At 62.5% G+C, this 21,657-nt stretch carries 23 protein-coding genes and 1 pseudogene; 13 read left to right on the forward strand and 11 right to left on the reverse strand.

What is annotated here, in order from left to right:
• Window positions 1–4: 4 nt before the first annotated feature.
• From IEX16_RS03920 to IEX16_RS03935, 4 genes are all read left to right on the forward strand, one after another.
• Window positions 5–982: a branched-chain amino acid ABC transporter permease gene (locus tag IEX16_RS03920; protein ID WP_188706799.1), complete on the forward strand. Its 978-nt coding sequence runs from the start codon at window positions 5–7 to the stop codon at window positions 980–982.
• Window positions 975–1,730, forward strand: coding sequence for an ABC transporter ATP-binding protein (locus IEX16_RS03925; RefSeq protein WP_188706801.1), 756 nt, complete (start codon window positions 975–977; stop codon window positions 1,728–1,730). Before IEX16_RS03920 ends, IEX16_RS03925 begins: the two co-directional genes overlap by 8 nt.
• 103 nt (window positions 1,731–1,833) lie before the next feature.
• The gene (locus IEX16_RS03930) at window positions 1,834–2,604 is read left to right on the forward strand and encodes an ABC transporter ATP-binding protein (RefSeq protein ID WP_188706803.1); all 771 of its coding nucleotides are present in this window, start codon (window positions 1,834–1,836) and stop codon (window positions 2,602–2,604) included.
• 31 nt (window positions 2,605–2,635) lie between these two features.
• Window positions 2,636–4,090 carry an aldehyde dehydrogenase gene (locus IEX16_RS03935; protein WP_188706805.1) on the forward strand — a complete coding sequence of 485 codons (1,455 nt, stop codon included), beginning with the start codon at window positions 2,636–2,638 and terminating at the stop codon, window positions 4,088–4,090.
• A 556-nt stretch (window positions 4,091–4,646) separates the two neighbouring features.
• Here the strand turns inward: IEX16_RS03935 and minE are convergent.
• From minE to IEX16_RS03960, 5 genes are all read right to left on the reverse strand, one after another.
• Entirely contained in the window at window positions 4,647–4,919 is a 273-nt protein-coding gene (minE, locus tag IEX16_RS03940; RefSeq protein ID WP_188706807.1) for a cell division topological specificity factor MinE, read from the reverse strand.
• A gap of 5 nt (window positions 4,920–4,924) precedes the next feature.
• Window positions 4,925–5,740 carry a septum site-determining protein MinD gene (gene minD, locus IEX16_RS03945; protein ID WP_188706809.1) on the reverse strand — a complete coding sequence of 272 codons (816 nt, stop codon included), beginning with the start codon at window positions 5,738–5,740 and terminating at the stop codon, window positions 4,925–4,927.
• 42 nt (window positions 5,741–5,782) lie between these two features.
• The gene (minC, locus tag IEX16_RS03950; protein WP_188706811.1) at window positions 5,783–6,544 is read right to left on the reverse strand and encodes a septum site-determining protein MinC; all 762 of its coding nucleotides are present in this window, start codon (window positions 6,542–6,544) and stop codon (window positions 5,783–5,785) included.
• 282 nt (window positions 6,545–6,826) lie between these two features.
• Window positions 6,827–7,291 carry a PaaI family thioesterase gene (locus tag IEX16_RS03955; protein ID WP_188706813.1) on the reverse strand — a complete coding sequence of 155 codons (465 nt, stop codon included), beginning with the start codon at window positions 7,289–7,291 and terminating at the stop codon, window positions 6,827–6,829.
• Window positions 7,288–7,821 carry a MerR family DNA-binding transcriptional regulator gene (locus IEX16_RS03960; protein ID WP_308421322.1) on the reverse strand — a complete coding sequence of 178 codons (534 nt, stop codon included), beginning with the start codon at window positions 7,819–7,821 and terminating at the stop codon, window positions 7,288–7,290. The genes IEX16_RS03955 and IEX16_RS03960 overlap by 4 nt, the downstream gene beginning before the upstream one ends.
• Window positions 7,822–8,008: 187 nt before the next feature.
• On the opposite strand from IEX16_RS03960, the gene IEX16_RS03965 reads away from it, so the two are divergent.
• Window positions 8,009–8,335 carry a hypothetical protein gene (locus IEX16_RS03965; RefSeq protein WP_188706816.1) on the forward strand — a complete coding sequence of 109 codons (327 nt, stop codon included), beginning with the start codon at window positions 8,009–8,011 and terminating at the stop codon, window positions 8,333–8,335.
• A gap of 397 nt (window positions 8,336–8,732) precedes the next feature.
• Here IEX16_RS03965 and IEX16_RS03970 read toward each other — a convergent pair whose 3' ends face one another.
• Window positions 8,733–11,090: an ATP-binding protein gene (locus IEX16_RS03970; RefSeq protein WP_188706819.1), complete on the reverse strand. Its 2,358-nt coding sequence runs from the start codon at window positions 11,088–11,090 to the stop codon at window positions 8,733–8,735.
• A gap of 186 nt (window positions 11,091–11,276) precedes the next feature.
• On the opposite strand from IEX16_RS03970, the gene IEX16_RS03975 reads away from it, so the two are divergent.
• Window positions 11,277–12,479: a threonine ammonia-lyase gene (locus IEX16_RS03975; protein WP_188706821.1), complete on the forward strand. Its 1,203-nt coding sequence runs from the start codon at window positions 11,277–11,279 to the stop codon at window positions 12,477–12,479.
• Window positions 12,476–12,880, forward strand: coding sequence for a PaaI family thioesterase (locus IEX16_RS03980; RefSeq protein ID WP_188706823.1), 405 nt, complete (start codon window positions 12,476–12,478; stop codon window positions 12,878–12,880). Before IEX16_RS03975 ends, IEX16_RS03980 begins: the two co-directional genes overlap by 4 nt.
• Before the next feature lie 3 nt (window positions 12,881–12,883).
• Here IEX16_RS03980 and IEX16_RS03985 read toward each other — a convergent pair whose 3' ends face one another.
• Together IEX16_RS03985 and IEX16_RS03990 are read right to left on the reverse strand one after the other, a co-directional pair.
• Window positions 12,884–13,507, reverse strand: coding sequence for an MOSC domain-containing protein (locus IEX16_RS03985; protein WP_188706825.1), 624 nt, complete (start codon window positions 13,505–13,507; stop codon window positions 12,884–12,886).
• Entirely contained in the window at window positions 13,498–13,962 is a 465-nt protein-coding gene (locus tag IEX16_RS03990) for a glycine zipper family protein (protein WP_188706827.1), read from the reverse strand. Before IEX16_RS03990 ends, IEX16_RS03985 begins: the two co-directional genes overlap by 10 nt.
• A 125-nt stretch (window positions 13,963–14,087) precedes the next feature.
• Between IEX16_RS03990 and IEX16_RS03995 the strand changes: the two genes are divergently transcribed.
• Together IEX16_RS03995 and IEX16_RS04000 are read left to right on the forward strand one after the other, a co-directional pair.
• Window positions 14,088–14,252 carry a hypothetical protein gene (locus IEX16_RS03995; RefSeq protein ID WP_188706829.1) on the forward strand — a complete coding sequence of 55 codons (165 nt, stop codon included), beginning with the start codon at window positions 14,088–14,090 and terminating at the stop codon, window positions 14,250–14,252.
• A 666-nt stretch (window positions 14,253–14,918) separates the two neighbouring features.
• A complete protein-coding gene (locus tag IEX16_RS04000) occupies window positions 14,919–16,787 on the forward strand; it encodes a phosphoenolpyruvate carboxykinase (GTP) (RefSeq protein WP_188706830.1) in 1,869 nt (622 codons plus the stop codon).
• 143 nt (window positions 16,788–16,930) lie between these two features.
• On the opposite strand, the gene IEX16_RS04005 is transcribed toward IEX16_RS04000, so the two are convergent.
• A complete protein-coding gene (locus IEX16_RS04005; protein WP_188706832.1) occupies window positions 16,931–17,473 on the reverse strand; it encodes a hypothetical protein in 543 nt (180 codons plus the stop codon).
• Between the two features lie 143 nt (window positions 17,474–17,616).
• Between IEX16_RS04005 and IEX16_RS04010 the strand changes: the two genes are divergently transcribed.
• The gene (locus IEX16_RS04010) at window positions 17,617–18,573 is read left to right on the forward strand and encodes a LysR family transcriptional regulator (RefSeq protein ID WP_188706834.1); all 957 of its coding nucleotides are present in this window, start codon (window positions 17,617–17,619) and stop codon (window positions 18,571–18,573) included.
• Between the two features lie 204 nt (window positions 18,574–18,777).
• On the opposite strand, the gene rbp is transcribed toward IEX16_RS04010, so the two are convergent.
• Both rbp and IEX16_RS04020 read right to left on the reverse strand, forming a co-directional pair.
• Window positions 18,778–19,257, reverse strand: coding sequence for an RNA-binding regulator (gene rbp, locus IEX16_RS04015; protein ID WP_188706835.1), 480 nt, complete (start codon window positions 19,255–19,257; stop codon window positions 18,778–18,780).
• Window positions 19,258–20,009: 752 nt separating this feature from the next.
• Window positions 20,010–20,550 (reverse strand): annotated as a pseudogene (locus IEX16_RS04020) (sigma-70 family RNA polymerase sigma factor); the annotation flags it as partial.
• Window positions 20,551–20,689: 139 nt separating this feature from the next.
• Here IEX16_RS04020 and IEX16_RS20210 point away from each other — a divergent pair.
• The 3 genes from IEX16_RS20210 to IEX16_RS04030 all read left to right on the forward strand — a co-directional run bounded on the left by IEX16_RS20210 (window position 20,690) and on the right by IEX16_RS04030 (window position 21,651).
• Window positions 20,690–20,821 (forward strand): hypothetical protein, encoded by a 132-nt coding sequence (locus tag IEX16_RS20210; RefSeq protein WP_268236593.1) that lies wholly within the window; start codon window positions 20,690–20,692, stop codon window positions 20,819–20,821.
• Window positions 20,822–20,938: 117 nt separating this feature from the next.
• Window positions 20,939–21,340 carry a hypothetical protein gene (locus tag IEX16_RS04025; RefSeq protein ID WP_229676156.1) on the forward strand — a complete coding sequence of 134 codons (402 nt, stop codon included), beginning with the start codon at window positions 20,939–20,941 and terminating at the stop codon, window positions 21,338–21,340.
• A gap of 35 nt (window positions 21,341–21,375) precedes the next feature.
• Window positions 21,376–21,651, forward strand: a complete 276-nt coding sequence (locus tag IEX16_RS04030; RefSeq protein WP_188706839.1) for a BufA1 family periplasmic bufferin-type metallophore — start codon at window positions 21,376–21,378, stop codon at window positions 21,649–21,651.
• Window positions 21,652–21,657 lie beyond the last annotated feature (6 nt).

Here is a 21,657-nt window from a genome sequence, read left to right on the forward strand (position 1 = left end):
AAGAATGAAAGACAAACAGATTCTTGTGCGCGACCTGCTGCTGTTGCTGGCTTTTGCCGGCTGGGCCATGGCGCTGCCGCATTACGGCAGCGAGTTCGTGGTGTCGATGGCGCTGACCTGTCTGATGTATGTGGCCCTGTCTTCAAGCTGGGGGCTGTTTTGCGGCAGCACGCGTTACCTGTCGCTGGCGACTTCGGCCTTCTTCGGCATCGGCGCCTATACCAGCGCCGTGGCGCTGGACAGCCTGCCCTGGCTCGGTGCCATCGCGCTGGGCGCCGGCATCGCCACTGTGGTCGCCGTTGTCATGGGTGCGGCGGTTCTGCATTTGCGCGGCACCTACTTCGCGGTGCTGACCTTCGGCATGACCGAGCTGATCCGCCATGCCGTGACCTACTTTGAAAAGAAAGTCACGGGCACGGTGGGACGGGTGCTGACGGTGGTGCCGGATCGCGACACGATCTATCTGACGGTGCTGGCGTTGGCCGTGCTGTCGGTGCTGGTCTCCATCATCGTGCGGCGCAGCCGCTTCGGCCTGGCGCTGATGGGCATAGGTGCGGATGAGCAGCGCGCGCAGACCTTGGGCGTGAATACGCGGCTGATCAAGGTGGCCGGTTTTGCGATGACAGCGGCTTTTGCCGGCGCGGTCGGTGCGGCGATGTCGGTGCGCTGGACCTACATCGACCCGCACACGGTGTTCAATCCCTTCATCGGCTTCCAGACCGTTCTGATTGCGCTGATCGGTGGCGCGGTCACGCTGTGGGGACCGCTGATCGCGGCCATCGTCTTCAGCGTGCTGGCCGAGACCCTGCGCCTGCAGGCGCCGCAGGTCTACATGATGTCGCTGGGTCTGCTGCTGATCCTGAGTGTGCTTTACCTGCCGGGCGGGCTGGCTTCGCTGCGCTGGGCCACCTTCAGCGGCTGGTGGCGAGACGGCCGTGGCTGGCTGCGCGGCCTGAAAGCCAAGGAGCGCAACAATGACTGAGCTGCTTTTGCAGGCGCGTGACATCACGGTGCGTTTTGGCGGATTGACCGCCGTCGACGCCGTGAGCGCCGATTTTCATGCCGGCGAGCTGGTCGGCATCATCGGTCCCAACGGTGCCGGCAAGACCACGTTTTTCAACGCGATCTCGGGCGTGATCGCACCGACCTCTGGCCAGTTGCTGGCCGACGGCAACAACCTGAGCGGCAAGGGCCCGCACCGGTATGCCGCCGCAGGGATTGCGCGCACCTTCCAGACGCCACGTGTGTTTCCCGACATGCCGGTCACCGCCAACATCGGCTTCGGCCTGAAGTTCGCGGGGCGGCGGCGCGAGGGCGCCTGGCAGCTGCGTGACGAGGCCAGCATCCTGGGACTGATCGGCCTGGCCGCGCAGTCAGACCTGCCGGCCGGCGCCATCACGCCGTCCCAGCAGCGCCTGCTGGAGATCGGCATGGCGCTGGCCACGCGGCCGCGCCTGCTGCTGCTCGACGAGGTGGCGGCCGGCCTGACCGAATCAGAAATCGAGAACATGGCGCTGCTTATACGTCGTATGCGCGACGAGCTGGGCCTGACGGTGGTGTGGATCGAACATGCGGTCACAACCCTGCTGCGCCATGTCGAACGTGTGATCGTGCTGCATCAGGGCCGCAAGATTGCGGACGGCACGCCGGCCGAGGTGGTGCGTGATGCCGAAGTGATTGAGGCTTATCTGGGCGATGAGATGGTGGAAGCAGAGGGGGCCGCACCATGAAGCGAAGGGCGAGGGCCCCGCACAGCGGGATCGACCAGCGTAGGGGGGCGTGCGGCCGACACCTCAGGGATGCCTTGATCACGGCATATGAGGAGGCCGCCGCATGATGTGGCACTCATCTCCCTTTGTGCTTGGCGGAACTGCGCATGCCCATTTGAAAGTTCAGGGCCTGAGCGCCGGCTACGGCGCCTTCCTGGTTTTGCGCGACCTGACGCTTGAAGTCAAGCCCGGCCTGACGGTGATTCTCGGCCCCAATGGCGCCGGCAAGACCACCTTGCTCAAGGCGCTGTCCGGCCTGATCCCCCGCAGCGGCGAGGTACAGCTCAATGGCGAGGCCTTGCCCAAAAAAACCAGCGACATCGTCAAGGGCGGCATGGCCCTGGTGCCCGAGGGCCGGCAATTGTTTCCGCAGATGACGGTCACCGAGAACCTCGAGCTCGGCGGCTGGTTGGTCGCCAAAGCCGAACGCGCCCGGCGGCTCGAACAGGCTTTCAATGATTTCCCCAAGCTGCGTGAACGCGCGCAGCAACTGGCCGGCACCATGAGCGGCGGCGAGCAGCAAATGGTGGCCGTGGCGCGCGCCATGATGAGTGCGCCGCGCCTGCTGATGCTCGACGAACCCTCGCTGGGCCTGGCGCCGCGCATGGTCGATGAACTGCTGGCGATCACGCGCCGTATCGCCGACGCCGGCACCACGGTGCTGATGGTTGAGCAGAACGTGAAGAAAGCACTGGCCGTGGCCGACCGAGGCTACGTGCTGGAGCGCGGCACGCTTGTGGCCAGCGGGCCAGCGGCGCTGCTGACGCGTTCGTCGGTAATCCGTGAAGCCTACCTGGGCGCGGGTGCTGCGGTGCCGACCGCCAAAGCGGCTTGAAAATTTAACCTGACTATTTTTGGAGAACCCCATGTCTGACATGTCCATGTTGATCAACGGCCTGAAGGTCACGGCCGAAAAAGGCGCGACGTTTGAGCGCCGCAACCCGCTCGATGGCAGTATCGCCACACGCGCACCGGCGGCCTCCGTCGCCGATGCGCTGATGGCCGCCGACGCTGCGGCCGAAGCCTTCAAAAGCTGGAGCCAGACTGGCCCCGGTGCGCGACGCGCGCTGCTGCTGAAAGCCGCCGATGCGCTGGAGGCCAAGACCCCGCAGTTCATCAAGGCAGTGGCCGCCGAAACCGGGGCCTCGGGCATGTGGGCTGGCTTCAACGTAATGCTGGCCGCCGGCATGATCCGCGAAGCCGCGGCGCTGACCACGCAGATCAGCGGCGAAGTGATTCCGTCCGATGTGCCGGGCAGCCTGGCCATGGGCCTGCGCCAGCCGGCCGGCGTGGTGCTGGGCATTGCGCCGTGGAACGCACCTATCATCCTCGGTGTGCGCGCGATCGCGACGCCACTGGCTTGCGGCAACACCGTGATCTTCAAGGGCTCGGAGAACTGCCCGCACACGCACCAGCTGATCGTTGAGGCGTTTGAGGACGCCGGATTTCCGCCGGGCGTCGTCAACTACATCACCAACGCGCCGCTGGATGCCGGCGCCGTGGTCGAGGCCATCGTGGCGCACCCGGCGGTGCGGCGCATCAACTTCACCGGCTCGACCAAAGTGGGTCGCATCATCGCCATGACCTGCGCCAAATACCTGAAGCCTGTGGTGCTGGAGCTCGGCGGCAAGGCGCCGCTGGTGATCCTGGACGACGCCAACATCGACGACGCTGTCAACGGCGCGGCCTTCGGCTGTTTCGCCAACAGCGGGCAGATCTGCATGTCCACCGAGCGCATCATCGTGGACCAGAAGATCGCCGACGAGTTTGTCAAACGCTTCGCTGCCAAGGCCAAGGCCCTGCCGCTGGGCGACCCTCGCAAGCCCGACCCCGTGGTGCTGGGCTCGGTGATCGGCATGGGTACGGTGGAGCACTGCAACGCGCTGATCGATGACGCGCTGGCCAAAGGCGCCAAGTTGATGTGCGGCGGCAAGGCCGAGAACACCCTGATGCCAGCCACCGTGCTGGACCACGTGACACCGACCATGCGCATTTACCACGAGGAGACTTTTGGCCCGGTCAAATGCGTGGTGCGCGTCAGCGGCGTCGAGGAAGCCGTGGCCTGCGCCAACGACAACGAATACGGCCTGGCGGCGGCCGTCTTCGGCGGCGACATCGCGCGCGCCTTCGGTGTGGCCCAACGTATCGACTCCGGCATTTGCCACGTCAACGGCCCGACGGTTCACGACGAGGCGCAAATGCCGTTTGGCGGGGTCAAGGGCAGCGGGATGGGGCGCTTTGGCGGCAAAGCGGGGGTAGACGAGTTCACCGAACTGCGCTGGATCACGATCCAGACCACGCCACGGCATTACCCTTTCTGATTCGCCATCCCGGACTGGATTCGGGATCCATGCTCGATCACCACCACCGTTCGGGCTGAGCCTGTCGAAGCTTTCTTTGCTTCTGCCGTTAGTGGCTTGCCAACAAGCCGGGGGTTGCCCGGCGGCAACTTACTTTTCTTTGTTTCGCCAAAGAAAAGTAAGCAAAAGAAAGGCGACCCGATGGTCTGGGTCCCCTTCGCTATCGCTCAGGGGCAACCTGCGGTGCTCGCCGAAAATGGGGTCGAGCTAGCACTCGCACGCTCAAACAATCGCTCGCCCTGATCCATTTTCGGCTGCGCTCCTCGGCCCAGTCCGACAGGTGGGGGAACGAATTCAAAATCCGGAGCAGAAGAAGCGCGCAGCGCTCCTTCTGCGGGAATCCCAACAGACCGTCATGTTTGCACGCGAGCGCAGCGCACGCGGCCAGATGAAGTCTCCCTCCATCGCCCAGCGGGGCGAGGGAGGGGTTAGGGGTGGGAGTGGGGAGTTGTGCCTACTGTCCCGGGCGAGCCGGGAACGCAGCGTGATGCAAGCGACACCCGCTCGCCGCAACGGGCTACTTCTTGTCCGCCGCCTCCGGCAACTCGATCTTCACCTCGAGCACGTCCAGGTTGTCCTGGCGTTCGAGGTTGACCTTGATGTCGTTTGGGTTGATGTTGATGTATTTGGAAATCACCGCGATCAGGTCGCGCTGCAAAGCCGGCAGGTAGTCGGGCTCGTGGCCCTGGCGACCTGAGCGCTCGTGCGCGAGGATGATCTGCAGCCGCTCTTTGGCGACGCTGGCGGTTTTTTTCTTTTCACCGAGAAAGAAGGACAGAAAAGAAGCCATGGTGCTTATTTGCCTCCAAATACACGTTTGAAGAAGCCGACCTTGGGCGCGTCGATAAAACGCAGCGGTCTGTCTTCGCCCAGAAAGCGGGCAATCACGTCCTTGTAGGCCTCTGACACATCGCTGCCTTCCATGTGCACCGCCGGCACGCCCTGATTCGAGGCCTGCAACACCGACTCGGACTCCGGGATCACGCCGATCAGCTTGATGCGCAGAATGTCCTTGATGTCTTCGAGCGACAGCATCTGGCCCTGGTCGACGCGGCTGGGGTTGTAACGCGTGATGAGCAGGTGTTCCTTGATCGGCTCGCCGCCTTCCATGCCGCGTTTGGTCTTGCTCGACAACATGCCGAGGATGCGGTCGGAATCGCGCACCGAAGAGACTTCGGGGTTGGTGACGACCAGCGCCTCGTCGGCGAAATGCATGGCCATCAGCGCGCCAGTTTCAATGCCGGCCGGCGAATCGCAGACGATGTATTCGAAGTCCATGTCGGCCAGGTCTTTGAGCACTTTTTCCACGCCTTCCTTGCTCAGCGCTTCCTTGTCGCGCGTCTGAGAAGCGGCCAGCACGTAGAGCTTGTCGCACTGTTTGTCCTTGATCAGCGCCTGGTGCAGGTTGGCTTCGCCCTGGATCACGTTGATCAGGTCGTACACCACACGGCGCTCGCAGCCCATGATCAGGTCGAGGTTGCGCAGGCCCACGTCGAAGTCAATGACGGCGGTTTTGTGCCCGCGCATTGCCAGGCCGGTTGCAAAACTGGCGCTGGTGGTGGTTTTGCCCACGCCGCCCTTGCCGGAGGTAACGACGATGATTTTTGCCATGGGTAAAAGTCCTTTTGAATTGAAGGGGGCAGGCCTGGGGCCTTACTCAGAAAGAGGGGTCATGACGAGCTTGTCGCCGTCGGGTCCGGGCAGCAGTCGCACTTGTGTGGGTTTGCCCCACACACCTTTGGGCAGGGGCACGTCGCTGGTGCGGTAGATGCCGGCAATTGACAACAGCTCGGGCTCCAGGCACAGCGAGAAGATGCGTGCATCGGCATTGCCGCGCGCGCCTGCCATGGCTTTGCCGCGCAGCGGTGCATACACATGAATGTGGCCGTCGGCAATCACTTCGGCGCCGGCGTTAACCATAGCCAGCATGACCAGGTCGCGTCCGCGCGCGTAGACCTGCTGGCCCGAGCGCAGCGGTCTATCGATGACCAGGGCGCCCGCGGCAGGCGCGGCCACCGGTGCTTCAGCGGCAGCAGGCTGCGCCCGCGCGACTTCGGGCGTCTGGGTCCTGGCGGCGGTGATGCGTGCATCGGGTGCGACTAGCAGCCCGGCTGCGGCGGCTGCGTTCATCTGCTCAGGGTCGCCACCGCGCACGGCAACAGGCGCCACGCGGTAGCTGCGCAACAGCGTGACCAGCGCCGCAAAATCGATGGTACGCCCGTCCGAGGCCAGCGCCGATAACTCGACCACGAGCGGGTCGTTGTCGAAGAAGTCGGGAATGTCGCCAAAACGCAGCGCCAGGTCGCGCGACAGCGCGTCGAGGTCGGTGGACTTGAGCAGCAGCGCAACCAGGGGCAGGTTGGCGCTTTTGATTTCGAAGGTAGCGGGGGAGCTGGCCGGGAGGGCAACGGTCATGGAAACAGTGTCGCGTCGTCGCGGATGCAGAAGAAAAATCAGCCGCAGCAACGGGTTGAAAGGGAGGCATCTTAACAGCGGCTCATGACGCCTCGGGCCGCAGTTGTGAGCGAATGAAACGCCTGGAACTGCTTTGTGAAATTGTTTTGCAAAAAGGGGGGAGCAGTGCGAGCGCTGGCGGGCACTTGTTGTGCGCAAGGGGCCCAAGCCACGCCAAACCATGAATCAAAAAGAACGTCAGCCCTAATGTGGCAGGCGTAAACAGCTATGAATTCGATAGCATTAATGAGGGCGCGAGGCGCTGGCGGCGGCGGTGTCGATATTGCGCGCCGTGCCCAGCAGCGTGGCGCACAGGGCTTCTTCGCCTTCGGCATTGACCGCGTAAACATCGGCGGCGCACACGGTGAGCAACTTGCCGGCGCTGATCACCCGGCCGCGAGCGCGCAGCAGCGCGCCCTGCGCCGGTGCCACGAGCTTGAGGGTCGCGTCCACGGTGGCGTTGATCCAGCCCGGTGCGAGCAGCGAACCGGCGGCGGCCACGGCGGCAAAGTCGGCCACGGCAAACACGGCGGTGGCCTGCAACTGGCCGGGGCGGAAGGTGAAGCCCTCCTGCACCGGGATCTCGACCTCCACCTCGCCGGGCGCGATGCGCTTGAAGCGCAGGCCCAGGGTGCGGGCCATGGGCATGGCGAGCACCATGCGTTCAAGCTGGCGGATGTGCGCGGCGCTGGCAGTGTCGGTGTTCATGGTCTGGTTTTCCTTGCGTGGCTGGTCTGACTGGGCGGGCTTGCGGAGGCGGACATATTCCGGCGTTTCACGTTGGGCCAGGGGGCCTTGCAGCTTTTCCCTGGGGCCAGGGCATGCGCCTTTTTTGCCTCGTGCGCGCGCTGCTGTTTGTGCATCCACGCGATGTGCGCGATCACGGCGCGGCGCTGGTTTTTGAGGGTGCCGATCTGGGCGTCCAGCTCCGCCACGCGCTCCCGCATGGCGTCGACCATTTGCCCGAATGTGAGCCGGCCCACCCGATAAGCGGGAAGCTGCGCCGCAATGGCCTTGAGCGAAAAGCCGATGCTGCGCGACATGGCGATAAAGACCACTTCCCGGCGCATCACGTCGCTGTATTCGCGGTAGCCGCTGGCCCGCCGCTCAGGCTGAAGCAGGCCCAGCTTTTCGTAGTGGCGCAAGGCATGCACGGAAACGCCGGTTTGAGCGGCCAGTTCGGAGATCTGCATGGCAAGCAGGGTAGCAAGCTTCGCGCTACACGAAGCTTGAGACATGCGCCGCGGCTGTCACCTGGGCGGCAGTGTCAACCCCCACAGACAGGTCCTACATGCAGGCGGCTTGACGGCCCGCAAGCCCGGCCGCCCGGTAAGACCTATATTGGTGTCGTGGGTGGGTGTCACCGGCCCTTGCAACGTAAGCCTGCCGTCTGTGTTTGTACTGGCGGTGAAAAGGAGCTTCATGATGATCAAACCATCTTTCCCTGCCGCGCTCTCGTGTGTCGTCGTGCTGCTCGCTTCCGGGCTGGCGCAGGCGCAACCCAGCACCATGCCGGACAACGCGACACAGGTCCCACCCGAAATGGGCGTCAAGCCTGCGTTGCAGGGCGCCAGTGCACCGCTGCCCGCCGACCTCAAACCGCGCATCCGGCCCGAGCTGAAACCGCGCATGAAGTCCGACGAGCTCAAACCGGAACTGCGTTCGGAGCAGCGGCCTGAAATGAGTCCCGGCCTGCAGCCCAACAGCCAGAAACCGCTGCGCACCGATGCGCCGACAAAACGTGCCAACTGAGAGTTGCGCGGGCGCTCGGCAGCGCATGGGGTTGACTGCCCGACCCCTGCCGTTGCTGCTTTGCCTGTTCAGCAGCCTTGCTGCAGCGCAGGGCGGCGCGCCGGTACCGGAGCCGCGCATCAACCGTAACCCGGTCTTTCGGGAGGGGTTGCCTCCTGCGTCGCAACCGCCAGCCAGCCCCCGTGTGACCTTGCCGCCAGCCACCGGTCCGTGCGATCCGCGGGACTCCACGACACGGCCGGTGCAGCCGCCGGCCAGCATCGACGAGCGCAGCCAGTTGCCGGGAGAATTGCCTGCACCTGGCACACCATCAACCCGGTCTTCAGGCTCGGCCGCTGCGGACTGCAACGGAGCTCCGCGGCAGTAAGTTTCCCAGAGCCCCGGCCCGGCGCTCCTTCTATTGAATAAAACCCATGCCCCGTGATTCACGGACTTCGGGTTTGACCCGGTGCTCGGCTTCAAGCTGGCTCAGGAACTCGTCCGCCGTGAATTCCGCCGCCAGAATGTCGGTCTGGCGCTTGACCGCAGCAAAGTCGCCGGGGCACAGTTGATCCAGCCGGGCCAGCCGCTCGCGCACCACGTCGGTCAACGCGGCCTCATCGCCAGCCAGCGCTTCGGTGACAAACATCTTTTCGCGCTGCGCCGCTGTCAGGGGCATGAACTTGATCTTGAAGGTGAAGCGCCGAAGCGCTGCCTGGTCCAGGCTTTCCAGCAGGTTGGTGGTGCAGACAAAAATGCCGTTGAAACGCTCCATGCCCTGCAGCATCTCGTTGACCTCGGTCACTTCATAAGTGCGGTGCGCGCCGCGCCTGTCCTGCAGAAAGCTGTCGGCCTCGTCGAGCAGCAGTACCGCCTTTTCGGCTTCGGCCTCGGCAAACATCGCCGCCATGTTCTGCTCGGTCTCGCCCACGTATTTGCTCATCAGGTCGCTGGCCTGCTTGATCATCAGCGGCCTTTCGAGTTCTTTGGCGAGGTGTTCGGCCAGCGCCGTCTTGCCGGTGCCGGGCGCGCCGTAAAAACACAGGGAGCCGTGGCTGCGGCTTTTCAGTGCCTGCGCGATGCGCGGCACGTCAAAACGCGACTCGACGTTGAGCATGGACAAATCGTAAGTGGTGACGCTGTGCCGTCCGGAGACGTCGGCCTTGTTGCCGAGCGCAAGGTCGGCATTTTTGAGCTGTCGCTCAATCAGTGACTCCATCAGCGCCGTGTGCCCGCCGCTGAGGATGGTCTGCATACCTTCGCCATCGGTGTCCTTGCCGGGTTCGCTGGCCAGCTTGGCAAAACGCACCGCCGTGCGTATCTGCGCCGGTGTCAGGCCCTTGCGGGCCGTGAGCCTGGCCACAAAAACATCGCTGACCGGCACGCCCTCCAGCGTTTTGCGTACCAGGCCTTCGCGCGCGCCTGGTGGCGGCGACTTGAGTTCGAGGTGATAGGCAAAACGGCGTCGGAACGCGGGGTCGATCTGCTCGATTCGGTTGGTGACCCACAAGGTCGGCACGGTGTTTGATTCAAGGATCTGGTTCACCCAGGCCTTGCCGCTGACCGAACCGGTGGCTGGCGCCACCAGCTGGTCGGAGCGTGCCATCAGCTGGGCCGCCTCGCTGGAGATCGCCGGAAACACATCCTCCACCTCGTCAAACAGTAGCGCGGCATGGGCGCTGCCTTTGAGAAACACCTGGGCGATCTGCAGCGAGCGGTAGCGGTCGCGCCCGCTCAGCGAGTTGCCGTCGCGGTCGGCGTACTCGACCTCGAACAAATCCAGCCCGGCGGCCTGCGCCACTACCTTGGCCAGTTCGGTCTTGCCGGTGCCGGGCGGGCCGTACAACAACACATTGACACCCAGCTCCTTGCCAGCCACTGCATTGCGCAGCAGCGAGACCATCACCTGGGTGTCCTCATGGGCAAACGAAAAATCGGCGAGTCCCAGGCTGCTGCGGTCCACCGGGCGCGTGAACACGGCCATCAATTCGGTCTGGTCACGGTATTCCCGCATCAGCACCGGCGGCAGTTTTTCGCTGACCTTCATGAGGTCGGCGAGATCGGTGATGTTGTGCTCGGAGATCAGGTTCTCGACCATGCCGATGCGTTCCAGCCGCGAGCCGGCGCGCAGGGCCTCCGCCACCTCGTTGGCCTTGACCCCTGCTACTTCGGCAATCGCGGCATGGGCTTCGGGCGCATTGTTGACCTTGAACTCGACCAGCAGGGAGCGCAGGTCGCGCTGGTAGCGCGCCAGCGTGCCGTACAGGAGCAGCGCGCGTTCGGCTTGGTTGAGCTGCAGCAGGTTGGCCAGCGCGTCGATATTTTTTTCGACCAGCGTGGACTGCTTTTTGAGCGCGTGTGTCAACCAGTCACCGGTGGCGCTCAGCACCGACAGCAGGTCTTTGGGCAGGTCCTTGGCATGTTCGTCGAGGTAGAAAAACAGCGTGCCCTCTTCATACGGGCCGCGCCAGGCACCGTGGCGGTTAAGGAAGGCGGTGTCGCTGAGAGTTTCGTGCCCGCGCCAGAATTCGTTGTCGCGGCAGCGGCGGCCCAGGAATTCGCGCAGGCGCTGCAGCGCAGGCTGCGGCCACACCAAGTGCCGGCCGGACAGCGACAGCAGGCTGTTGAGGTCTCGCCGCACATTGAACTTGGCGCCCTGACGCGCCGCCAGTGTCAGCACAAAATGCGAACACATCAGGTCCAGCACCGGCGCGTCCTTCAGGCCGGGAGACAGCAGCAGCTGACCGAGCTTGTCAGCACCCGAACGCTTGCTCATCGATGGACCTCCGGTGTGGAAGGAAAAAAATCTGCACCTCGGGCGCAGGCGATACCCAACCTTAACGCAGCTGGTCGCATCATGGAAGACACAGGTCGAATCACCCCGTGTGGATTGCGCCACAAAACCCGCCACAATCAATGCACCCGCAAAAAAGCCGTGACAGGCCCACCCGCCAGGAGCACCATGCTTGGATTCGCCGATATTGAAGCCGCCGCCGTCCGGCTGCAGGGACAGTTGCTCGATACCCCCTGTGTCGCGTCGAAAACGCTGTCGCAGATCACCGGCGCAGAGATTTTTCTCAAATTCGAGAATCTGCAATACACCGCCTCCTTCAAGGAGCGTGGCGCCTGCAACAAACTGGTGCAGCTCACGGCCGAAGAGCAGCGCCGTGGCGTGATTGCCATGAGCGCCGGCAATCACGCGCAAGGCGTGGCTTACCATGCGCAGCGGCTTGGGCTGCGGGCGGTGATCGTGATGCCGCGCTTCACGCCCGGCGTGAAGATAGACCGCACCCGTGGCTTTGGCGCGGAAGTGGTGCTGCACGGCGACACGCTGGAAGAGTCGCGCAGCCATGCACTGGAGTTGGCGCAGCGCGAAAGTCTGGTGTTTGTTCACCCTTACGACGATGAAGCCATCGTCGCAGGGCAAGGTACGGTGGGCCTGGAAATGCTGCGTGCCGTGCCGGAGCTCGACACCCTGGTCGTGGCGGTGGGCGGCGGCGGCCTGATCGCCGGCATGGCAACGGCGGCCAGGGCCATCAAGCCCGGCATCGAGATCATCGGGGTGCAGACCTCACGCTTTCCGGCCATGGTCAACGCCATCAAGGGCACGCAACACCCGCAGGGCGGCAGCACTATCGCCGAAGGCATTGCCGTTGGCACGCCGGGCGTCATTCCGCAGGCCATCATCGCGCGGCTGGTGGACGACCTGGTGCTGGTGGACGAGGGCGACATCGAGCAGGCCATGGTGATGCTGCTGGAGATTGAAAAAACGCTGGTCGAGGGCGCGGGTGCCGCCGGCCTCGCCGCGCTGCTCAAGTACCCGGAGCGCTTCCGGGATAAAAAAGTTGGCTTGGTGCTGTGCGGCGGCAACATCGACCCGCTGCTGCTGGCGGCCATCATTGAGCGCGGCATGGTGCGCGCCGGCCGGCTGGCGCGCATCCGTGTCAGCGCGCGCGATGTCCCCGGCTCGCTGGCCAAAATCACCGCCACGGTGGCCGGCGCGGGTGCCAACATCGACGAGGTGCACCACCAGCGCGCGTTCACCATGCTGTCGGCGCAGAACGTTGATATCGAACTGGTGATCCAGACACGGGGGCGAGATCACATTGCACAGGTACTCGCCGTTTTGAAAACTGCCGGCTTTGAAGCCGAGGAGCAGCTATGAACACGGAAACTTTGCAAGCCGCGCTGCCTGAGTATTTTGCGCCTTGGGTGCAGTCTCTGGGTCTGATGGTGGAGGCTTTTGACGGGCAGAGCGTGACTTTGCGCCTGCCGCAAAACCCGGCGCTGTCGCGTGTCGGTGACATGCTCTGCGGTCAGGCCATGATGGCAGCCGCCGACACGGCCATGGTGCTGGCACTGATCAATCATTTCGGCGAATTCAAACCCTGCACCACGGTGCAGATGAACAGCAGCTTCCTCAAGCCGCTGTCGAAGCAGGATGCGCTGATCGAAGCGCGCGTGTTACGCGCCGGCAAGTCCCTGGCCTTCGGCGAGATCGACATTCGCGGCGCCAACGATGGCAAGAGTGTCAGCCGGGCCACGACGACTTACGCGCTGCTCTGACTGCTAGCGCAGGTGCTTGCCCATCTTGGCGGCGAACAGCTGCACAATGCTGACGCTGCGACGGCCGGGCAGCAACTCAAAACCTTCGCCGGCGCTGATGCTGCCCGGTGTCAGCACCGACAGGTAAAAACCGCAAAAGCCGCTGTGCGCCATCATGCGTGAGGCCCGTGCAAAACCCATCGCCGCGTTGAACTTGTAGCAGGGTTCGCGCGGGATGCGGACCTGCAGTTCACAGTGAGGAAACCTCAGCACGTCGCCGGCCCACACTTGACTTTCCAGCAGGCCGTGCAGAGTCAGGTTTTCACCCAGGCTGCCATGCGGCAGGCTGTCGTCGATGAGGCCCAGGCCCTGTTCCCACCGCGCAGCCTGCCAGAACGGATAGTGTTCGGCAGGATAGGCATACACGGCCTTTTCCAGACCGCCGTGGATGGACGGGTCGGCCTGTTCGTCACCGACCAAGCCCAGCGGCAACACCGGCACCGCACCGCTCGCCGGCGTCTTGACCATGCCGGTCAAGACGCCGCGCCCGCCCATGGGAATACGACGGGCCACGCCCACCTGAACCGACACCAGGTGGTGCGCTACGCTTGACTGCTCGGCCGACAGCCGGCCGTCCGCTAGTTCCATCCGATCACTTCAAAGCCCCTGTCCCCCAGGCAGCGCTGGACGAAATTTCGGTAGGTACTGCTGGGCCGGTCGTTGCGAAAGGCCCCCTGTACCGCGCCGGCCGAACCGCCGACGGCTGCTCCCGCTGCACCGGCGCGAACCACACCCTCGCCGCCGCGCCCGGTGATCAACGCGCCGACCGCCGAAGCCACGGCACCGGTGGCCGCCCCGACGCCGGCACCACGGGCAACTGCATTGTTTTTTTCGTCGGGTGTAAGCCCGGCTGAAACCGCCCTGGCCATGCAGGCATCGGCTTCAGCGCGGCCCTGTGCGTCACCGACACGGTTCAGACTGGCGTTGGGGTACAGGACAGGTCGCGCCGACGGGCTGTTGGCACCGGTGCTGGCACAACCTGCCAGGCTGCTCAGCAACAAGGCAACAACACAGGCAAAGCCTGGTTTGGCGAAGGAATGCATATCAAACTCCCGAACAAAGGATGGCTGTGGTCCTCCGGCAGGACCCGGACAAATCAGCATGTTAGCGGCCCGCTGTATGAAAAGGTAAAATAGTGACGTTGTCTCGTTTTCAGGAATCTCTCATCATGTCCAGCCCAGAACAAACCACCAACGCCGCACACAGCAGCCCGACACACGCCCAGGAACAGGATGCCGTCGAAGCCATCGTGCCGTTGATGCCTCTGGTCCTGCCGGTCGCCGGTGCGGTGTTGATGTTCCTGCTGGCTTTTATCGCCATTTACATGGCTTGAGCGGGTTGGCGACGCGGCGGCTTCCGTCCCCGCGCCCCAAGCGATATTGCATCAGGCCAGCGTCCTCAACGGGTCTACCCGCTGGTGGCTGGCTATCCGGCGAGTGGTTGACCATCAGTATCCCTACGATGAACGCAATCAGGTGACTTTCGGGAAAATTCCGGAAGTGCCCGCTGAATAGGTTGGTCGCACACCATGGCAGCAAATGGCCCGCTGGTCATTTTCCCCTACTAATGTCACCTTTTATCCTGTGAGCCTGTGAGCCTGGGAGGCTGAATAAATATCAGCTGCAAAGCTTTCGCGCCGGGAACTTTCGCTTCAACATCTTCAGCCTCCCGCCCTCCTTAGCGCCGTCCATTGAGGACTTTGCTGAGCGGGGCCTAAAGCTGCAAGTCCATTCCCTCTGCCAGGGTCAGGGCTGCCAGAACCAATACATCGGCCATGCATAACCCCATGCAGGTTTTGCATATGTTTTGGCCGTACCCATGAGGTAACTTCCGCCAATGTTCTTAAAATGAACTTTTCGACGGCTCCGCAGAGCTCCGGAAAGCAAAATTTTCGAAGCAGTATCAAACGCCATTCCGACAGGCGGCCCCGATGCAGCAGCTATAGCTGTCCGTCATCCGGCGTTTGTCGAAATCACGCTTTTTAACTTTGGAGCTCCCGATGAACCACCCCGCGATGCAAGGGCTGAACCTGAATACGCCCAGCTATGTCAAACACGCCCGGCTGATTGCCTGGGTGGCCGATATGGCGGTCCTATGCAAGCCCGACACCATCTATTGGTGCGACGGCAGCAACGCCGAATACCTGCGCCTGTGCCAGCAACTGGTCGATGCCGGTACCTTCAAGAAGCTCAACGAAACCAAACGCCCGAACAGCTTCCTGGCCAATTCCGACCCCAGCGATGTGGCCCGCGTGGAAGACCGCACTTTCATTTGCTCTGCAAACAAGGAAGATGCTGGCCCGACTAACAACTGGATGGCCCCGGCTGAAATGCGCGCAACCCTGCACCCGCTGTTTGACGGCTGCATGAAGGGCCGCACCATGTATGTGGTGCCGTTTTCCATGGGTCCGCTGGGCTCACCGATTGCCCACATCGGCATCGAGCTCTCCGACAGCCCCTATGTAGGCGTCAATATGAAGATCATGACGCGCATGGGCCGGGCCGTGTTCGACGTGCTGGGCGATGACGGTGAATTCGTGCCCTGTGTACACACCGTGGGCGCGCCGCTCGCCGAAGGCCAGAAGGACGTCAAGTGGCCCTGCAACAAGACCAAGTACATCGTGCACTACCCCGAAACACGCGAGATCTGGTCCTACGGCTCTGGCTACGGTGGAAACGCGTTGCTGGGCAAGAAATGTTTCGCGCTGCGCATTGCTTCCAACATGGGTCGCGACGAGGGCTGGCTGGCCGAACACATGCTGATCCTGGGCGTGACCAATCCCGAGGGCAAGAAATACCACGTGGCGGCAGCCTTCCCATCGGCCTGCGGCAAAACCAACTTCTCCATGCTGGTGCCGCCCGCGGGCTTTGAGGGCTGGAAAGTCACCACCATTGGCGATGACATCGCCTGGATCAAGCCCGGCAAGGACGGTCGCCTCTACGCCATCAATCCGGAAGCCGGCTATTTCGGCGTGGCGCCTGGCACCAACATGCTGACCAACCCGAACTGCCTCAAGAGCCTGGACCACGACGTGATCTTCACCAATGTCGGCCTGACCGACGACGGCGACGTATGGTGGGAAGGCATGGAGCAGGATGCACCGGACAGGGCCTTGCCGGCTCATTTAATCGATTGGCAGGGCAAGGACTGGACACCGCAGATCGCCAAGGAAACCGGCGCCAAGGCGGCGCATCCGAATTCACGTTTCACCGTGGCGGCCACCAACAACCCGGCGCTCGATCCAGCCTGGGATGACCCGGCCGGCGTGCCCATTGACGCCTTTATTTTCGGCGGCCGCCGTTCCAATACCGTACCGTTGGTCACCGAAGGCCGCAATTGGGTCGAGGGGGTCTACGCAGCGGCGACCATGGGGTCGGAAACCACCGCTGCCATCACCGGCCAGGTCGGTGTGGTGAGACGCGACCCCTTTGCCATGCTGGCTTTCGCCGGCTACAACATGGCGGACTATTTCCAGCACTGGCTCAACGTCGGCAAGAAGCTTGAGGCCTCGGGCGCGAAACCTCCGAAAATTTTCACTGCCAACTGGTTCCGCAAGGGCGAGGACGGCAAGTTTGCCTGGCCCGGCTATGGCGAGAATATGCGCGTCCTTAAATGGATGATCGACCGCATTGAGGGCAAGGGCCATGGCGTGGACCATTTCACCGGAGTCAGCCCGCGTTATGAAGACATGACCTGGAAAGGCCTGGATTTCAGCGCCGAGCAATTCAAGGCCGTGACCAGCATGGACAAGGCAGCCTGGCTCAAGGAGCTGGAGCTGCACGCTGAACTGTTCAAGCAACTCGAACATCACCTGCCGAAAGAGCTGAAGGAGACCAAAGCTGCGATCGAACAGCGCCTGGCGGCCTGACCGGCCCCGGCACTCAATTGCAGGGGGACGGTACGCATGACCTGCGGGCGTGCCCGGTGTCCCTGCCTGTCGCCAGGACGCAAAAAAGCCACCAATTCGGTGGCTTTTTTATGGCTGCCCGCCGGCTGCCGGGAGCGAAAAAGTCAGATGTAGTTGCGCTGGTAAGCGCGCAGTTCTGTACCGCCGAGGCGCATGGCGCGGCGTGACAGGCCGGCGGGAGCGGAGGCAACATTGGCGGCAAGCGGGGCGGCAACAGTTGCATCCTCGGCTACTTCCTGACGTGCCATCGCGACGCGCAGGTCGGCCATCACGCGCGGGTCGGTTTTGGCGGCTTCCCACATACGGATGTCAGCTCTGGCCTGGGCTACGGTCTGCGACCAGGCATCCAGCGCGGAGACCGTGCGGCCTGCAAGGCGTCGCGCTGTGCCGGCAAACAGGGCCAGGCCGGCAAAAGCCACGGCCCAAAGTGCCATCCAGATCACCAGCAAGTGACCTTCGGCAACGCTGTCCGTTACCTGATAGGCGACGACCATGATGGAAGCCACGATGGCGGAGAGCAGCAGCGTAGCCAGGCCGCGCGTACCGGAGAATCCCTGACGCAGCTGGCTGGCAGCGTGTATTGCCGACTCAACCCGGGCGGCGCCGGTGTGCTCTGTGGAGTACTTAGTGTTGACGAAGCTGGTCATGATGGTTCCCCTTGAAGAGTGCCACCGCCGAAATTGGTTGAGGCACAAACGAATATTAGGGTTAATACTGATGTTATTCAACTTTATATTTATGATATAAATCATTCACAATGGTGATAATTAGATCTTCCACCGAAAGCGCCATGAGTGAGCCTAATTTCCGTACCCTGGACTTAAACCTGTTGCGCGTGTTTGACGAAGTCATGGCCGAGCGCAGCCTGACGCGCGCCGCGCGCAACCTGTCGCTGACCCAGCCGGCTGTCAGCAATGCCTTGCGCCGCCTGCGCGAAACCCTGGGCGACGAGCTGGTGCAACGCAGCGGCCAAGGTATGGCGCCCACGCCGCGCGCACTGGCAATCTGGCCGGCGGTGCGCGACTCTTTGCAACAGCTGCAGGAATCTCTGGCGCCAAATGAGTTTGTCCCCGCCACGGCGAGCACCACGTTTGTGGTTGCCATGGCCGACGCCACTGCTGCTGAACTGATTCCCGGCCTGGTCGATACGCTTGAACAGGAAGCGCCGGGCGTATCGGTGCGGGTGGTGCCGCTGACCACGCGAGATCCCCGGCGCCTGCTGGACGAGGAAAGTTGCGACTTGGCGGTGGGTCACTTTCCCTCGGTGCTGGCCGACCTGACGGCACGCGCGCAGAGCGGCGAGTCGACGCCCTTCATGCACAAACGCCTGTACGACGGGGAGTACGTGTGTGTGATGCGCAGGGGGCATCCGCTGGCCAGCGGGCCCTTCACGCTGAACCGCTTTTGCGCGGCACGCCACATGCTGGTGAGTTTTTCCGGCCGCCCTTACGGCTTCATCGACGAATCGCTGGCCTCACTGGGCCGCGAGCGGCAGGTGGTGCTGACGGTCAACCAGTTTTTCACGGCCGGCCGGGTGGTGGCCAATTCCAACCTGCTGACCGTGTTGCCGCGGCACTTTGTCGGCGTGACCGGCATTGCCGACCAGTTGGTGCTGCGGCCGCTGCCTTTTGACGTGTCGCCAGTGCATGTCGATGCAGTCTGGCACCGGCGTTCGCAACAGCGCAGCGCGCACATCTGGCTGCGCCAGACCCTGGAGCGGGCGGCTGAAAAAGTTTTTTCGTCTTGAGCGTCCTGCTCTACGCATTGAACAAACAAGCGCGAGCAGTTTTTGTGAGAAACACTTGGTGCCCACAAACCGAATGCAGACAAGCATGGCTTTAAATCCTGGCGAGGGTGAACGGAGCCGGAAAGCAAAAAGGCTTCAAAACCGAGGTCGTGAAGCCTTTTGAGCCATCTTCAACCGAAGGCTGAAGGGCTTGGGTGCAAGGGCTTAGTAGCCGCCGCGTCCACCACCACCACCACCGGAACGGCCACCGCCGCTACCGCCGCCGCCGTAAGGACTGCGGAAACCGCCATCGCCACCGCCGCCGCCGGAGCGACCACCACCGCCACCGCCACCGCCGTAGCCACCACCGCCGGAACGATCGCCGCCGCCGCCGCCGCCGCCACCACCGTAGCCACCACCACCACCGCCGAAGCCGCCGCTGCGTGGGGGACGTGCTTCCATGGGGCGCGCTTCGTTGACGACAACACTGCGGCCGCCCAGAGGCTGACCGTTCATGCCGGCGATCGCTGATTGTGCTTCGGCATCATTGCCCATTTCGACAAAACCAAAGCCTTTGGAGCGGCCGGTGTCGCGTTCCATCATGACTTTAGCGCTGGTGACAGCGCCAAACTGGCCAAAAGATTGTTGCAGGTCTTCGTCGCGAACCGAGTACGGCAGATTGCCGACGTAAAGTTTGTTGCCCATGAAGGGACTCCTCTAAAACACAATAACAAAAGCGATGGGGTCCCGAAAGCACAACAAATCTTCAAACGTACCGCTGTAGCGCGCGAAACTGACCGATCACCTAACCCGTGTGGATGTCAATCCACACGCAGATATTATGCGTCAGGCACAAATAAAACAAGCAAGCGCCGTTTCTATCTCTACACGGCAAACCCGCGCCAGCAGTGCCTTGGCCGCTTGTTTTGCCTTCACCGCCCGCATCTGGCTGGATCGTTCTCGCTGGCTTTTGCGGCAAATTCCTGATGTTCGAATCAGGAAACACCAGCTTTGTCAGCGACCCCCAATAAGTTTGCGCCTACTTGCAAGGAGAAGCCGGATGTAGGGCGGATTTTCTGGACTAAATGTCATCAGTCGCACAGACTTACGTTTGCATACAAAACTTTGCGACGGTCTTGCTTCTCGTGACTTCGAGCTTGGAGTTCCTGCGCGCCAGCGGGGCGAAGCATGGGCCTATTCCGGCCGCTGAGAAATAGTTGTCGGGAGGCTGTCTGCCTCGCTGGCCTCCTCACGCCAGAGGTGCATGGCCTGACGATGGTTAGCATCTGATTTTCAAACTTCGGGCACGCATGACAAGCCATCGGGTGTAAGCGCAGCGCGACGGTATCAGGCAGACTCAAGGCGCGGTCTTCCGGTGCGACCAGCAAGGCCGCCGCCTGCTTGCAAGTCCGCCTTAAAAGAGTGAACTTCATAACGAGGACCCAGCTAAGGTGCTTGCCAAACCAATTGATGGTGAGACATTCGCGCAAACGAAGGCGCGCACGGTGAAGTTGAACATACGGGTTGGTCGGCGTGAGCGAGAGTTCCTTACAGACTTCTCCGCAGGAAAGCTCCAGCCACTCCCGCATCAGGAACAAGCGTCCTAGCGCCGGAGGCAAACGTTCCACACTGGCGTCCAGTACCTTGAAAAACTGGCTTTGCTGCGGGACGCCCCAGTCGCCCGGCGGGGCTGGCAAAGTGGCCGTCGGAATTGAAAACCAGCCGGTCCAGCTCGTCTCCCTCGTCCTCTGTGCCATGGCCCGGTGTCGCCACTTCCCGGGCGTTGCTGCGGATCTGGTCGATGACCTTGTGCTTCAGGACGCCGATCAGCCAGGTCTTGAGCTGCGACCGGTTGCCAAAAGCTTGCGGCTTTGCCAGTGCCGCAAGCAGGGTTTCAGACACAACATCTTCAGCCCGCGCGTCATTGCGCAGCTACAGCCGCGCAAAGCGCATGAGGTACAGGCGGTGCTCCACCAATTGTTCTTCAAATGTTGGCATGGGGCGCAGTCTAGCCTAGCGCTGAGCGCGGTGCATCCATATCCTGTACTGAAAAACATGAGCGGGCGGAACTTTGATCTTCTGTCCGGACTCAGTTGCTGGTAACAGCCGTCGCTACCGGATTACTCAAGAAGACGCCATGAACCTTTTGCTCCGCGCTTTCAGTTCCAGAGTTAATGGTCCGGCCACCGTGTGGCTTGTTCTCGTAGCAATGGCTGGCGCTGCCTGCCTGGGCGTGCTCAAGCCCGAGCGCAAACGCCAGCTGCGGTGACCATGCCTGCCATCAGTGGCAAAACCACAGAGGGCAAGCCGTTTGCGCTGTCGTCGCTCAAAGGCAAGGTGGTGCTGGTGCTGTACTGGTCCACCGGCTGCGCGGTTTGCCGACAAAATGCCCGAATTGCGTACCAACTACGAGGGCTGGGCCGGCAAGCCGTTCGAACTGGTGGCGGTGGCAACCGACAAACGCGTTCAGGATGTGGTGGACTACGAATGTATTATTTCCCGCATCGTGCCGACCAAACAGCAGTTTGTGCAGCTCTGGATGGGCGACAGCAGCCACCGCGACAACTTGGGCGGCCATGCGCAGTTGCCGGCCGGCTATCTGATCGACAAGTCCGGCAAAATTGGGGAGCGTTATGTCGAGCCGCATCCCGCCGGAAGCCTGGGACCGTATTGCCGACTTGCTCTGAGGTGCGAGCAGGTCCCGTTTGGCTGGCCTGAATTTTTTGTAAGAAAGCCGGCATGGGCCGGACTAAGCTTTAACCAGTCAGAAATTTCCTCTGCTGGTTAAGTTTTCAACTTTTTTCAACCCACTTGAGATTTCAAATGAACCAACGTGCCTTGATTGCTGCAGCCGCCGCCTCCCTGCTGTCCACCATGCTGGTTGCAACGCCTGCCGTTGCCCAGGAAAAAGAAAAATGCTACGGCATCGCCAAGGCAGGCCAAAATGATTGCGCCAACCTGGCCGGTTCGCACTCCTGTGCCGGTCAGTCCAAAGTCAGCGATGATGCCGGCGAGTGGAAGTACGTTGCCAAAGGCACCTGCGCCACCATGAAAGGCATGACCGCCGACCAGGCCAAGATGAAGGCTAAAAAGAGCTGATCGCCT

This window comes from Polaromonas eurypsychrophila (assembly GCF_014641715.1).
Classification (GTDB): Bacteria; Pseudomonadota; Gammaproteobacteria; order Burkholderiales; family Burkholderiaceae_C; genus Polaromonas; species Polaromonas eurypsychrophila.